Annotated in this window: 4 protein-coding genes and 1 pseudogene; 2 read left to right on the plus strand and 3 right to left on the minus strand. The window is 58.8% G+C overall.

What is annotated here, in order from left to right:
* From PSV43_RS15485 to PSV43_RS15495, 3 genes and pseudogenes are all read right to left on the minus strand, one after another.
* Positions 1-664, minus strand: a pseudogene (locus tag PSV43_RS15485) (hypothetical protein); the annotation flags it as partial.
* Between the two features lie 257 nt (positions 665-921).
* A complete protein-coding gene (locus tag PSV43_RS15490; protein ID WP_300199132.1) occupies positions 922-1,599 on the minus strand; it encodes a methyltransferase domain-containing protein in 678 nt (225 codons plus the stop codon).
* 80 nt (positions 1,600-1,679) lie between these two features.
* Complete coding sequence (locus tag PSV43_RS15495) at positions 1,680-2,060, minus strand: metalloregulator ArsR/SmtB family transcription factor (RefSeq protein WP_300199134.1); 381 nt, start codon at positions 2,058-2,060, stop codon at positions 1,680-1,682.
* A gap of 155 nt (positions 2,061-2,215) precedes the next feature.
* Here PSV43_RS15495 and PSV43_RS15500 point away from each other — a divergent pair, with 155 nt between their 5' ends.
* Both PSV43_RS15500 and PSV43_RS15505 read left to right on the plus strand, forming a co-directional pair.
* Positions 2,216-2,506 carry a DUF6132 family protein gene (locus PSV43_RS15500; RefSeq protein ID WP_300199137.1) on the plus strand — a complete coding sequence of 97 codons (291 nt, stop codon included), beginning with the start codon at positions 2,216-2,218 and terminating at the stop codon, positions 2,504-2,506.
* 20 nt (positions 2,507-2,526) lie between these two features.
* On the plus strand, positions 2,527-2,991 hold a 465-nt coding region (locus PSV43_RS15505), incomplete at its 3' end, for a TlpA disulfide reductase family protein (RefSeq protein WP_300199140.1).

Genomic DNA, 2,991 nt, shown 5'->3' on the forward strand with positions numbered 1-2,991 from the left:
CATCGCCGAACCATGTGTGCCCACGCGTCCATGCCCATGATGTGCGTAGCGTGAAAAAGGCCTTCATCTCCTCGCTCAGTCCATCCGTCGGCGTGAGCATCAAAGGCTTGCCTTTCCACTGAAACCACGTCTCACTATGCTTGCCCGGCTTATAAAAGGTGTCCCAGAGGTGCTGCACGACCGGGATGTGGTTCGCATACGGAAACATCGCAATCTTCGGCACGCGCTGGCCCTCGGCCTGCATTTGTTCCAGCACCGTGCAGAGCATCTCGCGCTCGGCGTCATAGGTGAGGGCGTTCGTGGCATCCAGTATCAGCACGTCCACGCCTGCATCGCTGAGCATCTGCATTTGCTTGCGGATCACCCACGGATCATCGGGGCGGTAGTAACCAAAGCGCGGCTCATTCCAGTAATGCGGAGCATTCACCGGTCCCCATGCTGGCGCGGTCGGATTCGCTGCCACGATTTTCGCGATGTCATGCACTGCCGGGTTCCCAAACGCCGCATGCCAGTTGAAGTAAAAGATGCCCACCGTGCGATTCGCCTTCTGCGCCCCAACTTCCTCCGGCATCGGCAGCACACGCCCGAGCGCATCCGTGGCCGCCCAGGTGTCTGGCTGGGTATCGCGGGGTTCGGCGGTGAAGAGCGATCCGCCTGCAACCATGAGAATTCCAAGGCACTGCGACCACGTCTGAAAGCGAGAATAAATCACTGTGAGAATGAAACATGGTTTAAGTTGAGATTCGCAGGCCTGAGCCCACGTCTTGATGACTGAAATGCACACGCCATAAACTCAGGCGATTAGCTCCCGAATGACCCGCTCATGCACGTTTGTGAGCTGTTGGTCACTGCCACCGTGGCGGAACGTGAGCTTGGTGTGGTCTATACCCTTTTGATTTTTGTCATGGTAAGACCGATGCCTTACTTCCGTCGAAACTTCACGAAGTAGTTCTCCTTCAGCACATCCGTCACCTCACCGATTTTCTCGAAACCCGCAGCGGTGACTTCGGCCTCGAAGACTTCCTGTCCCGCGCGGACGTGGCCCATGACGAAGTCGCTGCTTTCACCGGGAATGCGTTTGAAGTCGATCAGCACCAGAACACCGCCGGGCTTTAGAGCCTTGTGCAGCGTGGCGAGGCTCGCCTGCGGGAATTCAAAGTGGTGATACACATCGCAGATAAACGCGAGATCAATGCTGGCCTCCGGGAGTTCGACGCTGCGCCCCGTGCACTGGATCGTCTGCACATTCGCCGCATGCGCCTTGGTGGCGCGGGCCTGGATGTGTTCGAGGAAGTTCTTCGCAATATCAACCGCATAGACCTTGCCCTTGGCGCCGACGGCTTGTGAAAACGGCAGCGTGAACAGTCCGGTGCCCGCGCCGATGTCCGCCATGGCCATGCCGGGCTTCAAGCCGACGGCGGTGACGATCTTCTCCCGCTGATAGTAGATCTCGCGGCTCTCCGTCTCAAACTTCTGCGTCCATTCACCGACCTTGAGCTTGGGATCGAGAAACTTGTCGTTGATGCCGGGCTTGACGCTTTGTTCCTGGGCAAAGGCGTGGGCGACAAATAGAAGGAGGAGTGGGAGGATGGGGCGCATGGGGATTATCAGATGGAGGGAATTGCGTGGCTGTGGTGGTAAGTGGATCTATGCTGGCGAACTCGGCCGGCCCTATTCGTTCAGCGGCATCGAAGCTTCAGCTCCCGGACTGCCGGCTTTGTCTGAAAGTGCGTGACCTTGCGTTCGAGGTCGGTTTGGAGTCGCGAGCAGACGAGGGTGCAGAGGTCGAAGACCATGCTGTCGGCGATGGCGTAGAAGACGTGCAGTCCGTCCTTGCGGCGGCGGAGGACGCCCGCGTCGCAAAGCAGGCTGAGGTGTTTGGAGACATTGGCCTGCGTGGCGCCGCTGGCTTCAACAAGCTGCGTGACGTTTCGCTCGCCATTATAAAGCGCCTGCAGAAGACGCAGACGCATCGGCTCCGCGAGCAGCTTGAACCGGGCGGCGATGAGTTCGAGCGCCTCGGGCGAGAGCGAAGCGGGGGATATTTTCGGGCGGGCCATGAGGTGAAATTAAATATAATTGCATAACTATAGAGTTATGTAGTCGTATATAACGTAACCCCAACCCTGCCGCTCTGCAATGGCGGAATCATCGTCCCTCCGTGAGCGATCTTTTCGCCGGGCGGGCGGTTATTCAAACACACCCCTCCATCCCCATGAAATCCTCTTTACTCCAAGCCTACTGGCCTGTTCTCCTCGCCGTGTTCATCGGTGCCGCGCTCGGGGCCACCCTCGGCTACTTCGGTCAATGCACCTCCGGTACCTGCCCGCTCACCTCGACGTGGTGGCGGGGAGCAATCTACGGCGGCGTGCTTGGGCTGCTCTTCGCGTTCAGTTCGAACGCCCGAAACGCAGCCTCGGAAAAATTGGGCGGTCGTCCGGCACTCTCGCCGGTGAGCCCGCCGGCCACGGATTCCACCGCGAAAGATTCCACCCGCCCTCAATAAATCTGATCCAGTTCATTCCTATGAAACTCGACAAAGTCACCATCCTCATCCTCGCCGTCGGCACCGCATTCGCGGGCTGGGCTTTCTGCAATAGTACCTCGGGTCGTTGCGGCCTCTCCCAGTCACGGGACATCATCCCCATGAGCAGCACAGCGGGTGGCGAATCATCGGCACCCGAGTGGGCTTTGCCGGGGCTCGACGGCAAGACGGTCAAGCTCTCCGACTTCAGAGGCAAAGTTGTCGTGCTCAATTTTTGGGCAACCTGGTGTCCGCCGTGTCGGAGGGAAATTCCCGACCTCGTCGCGCTGCATGAGAAGTATGCGGAACAAGGTTTGGTGGTCATCGGCGTCTCACTTGATGAAGGTGGGGCGACCAGCGTGAAGTCTTTTGTCACGAAGGCGGGCGTCAAGTACCCCGTCGTCATGGGCGATCAGGAAACGGCCCAGGCGTATGGCGGCATCACTTCGATCCCGACCACCTTCATC

The organism is Prosthecobacter sp., assembly GCF_029946185.1.
In the GTDB taxonomy this organism is placed as follows: Bacteria; Verrucomicrobiota; Verrucomicrobiia; order Verrucomicrobiales; family Verrucomicrobiaceae; genus Prosthecobacter.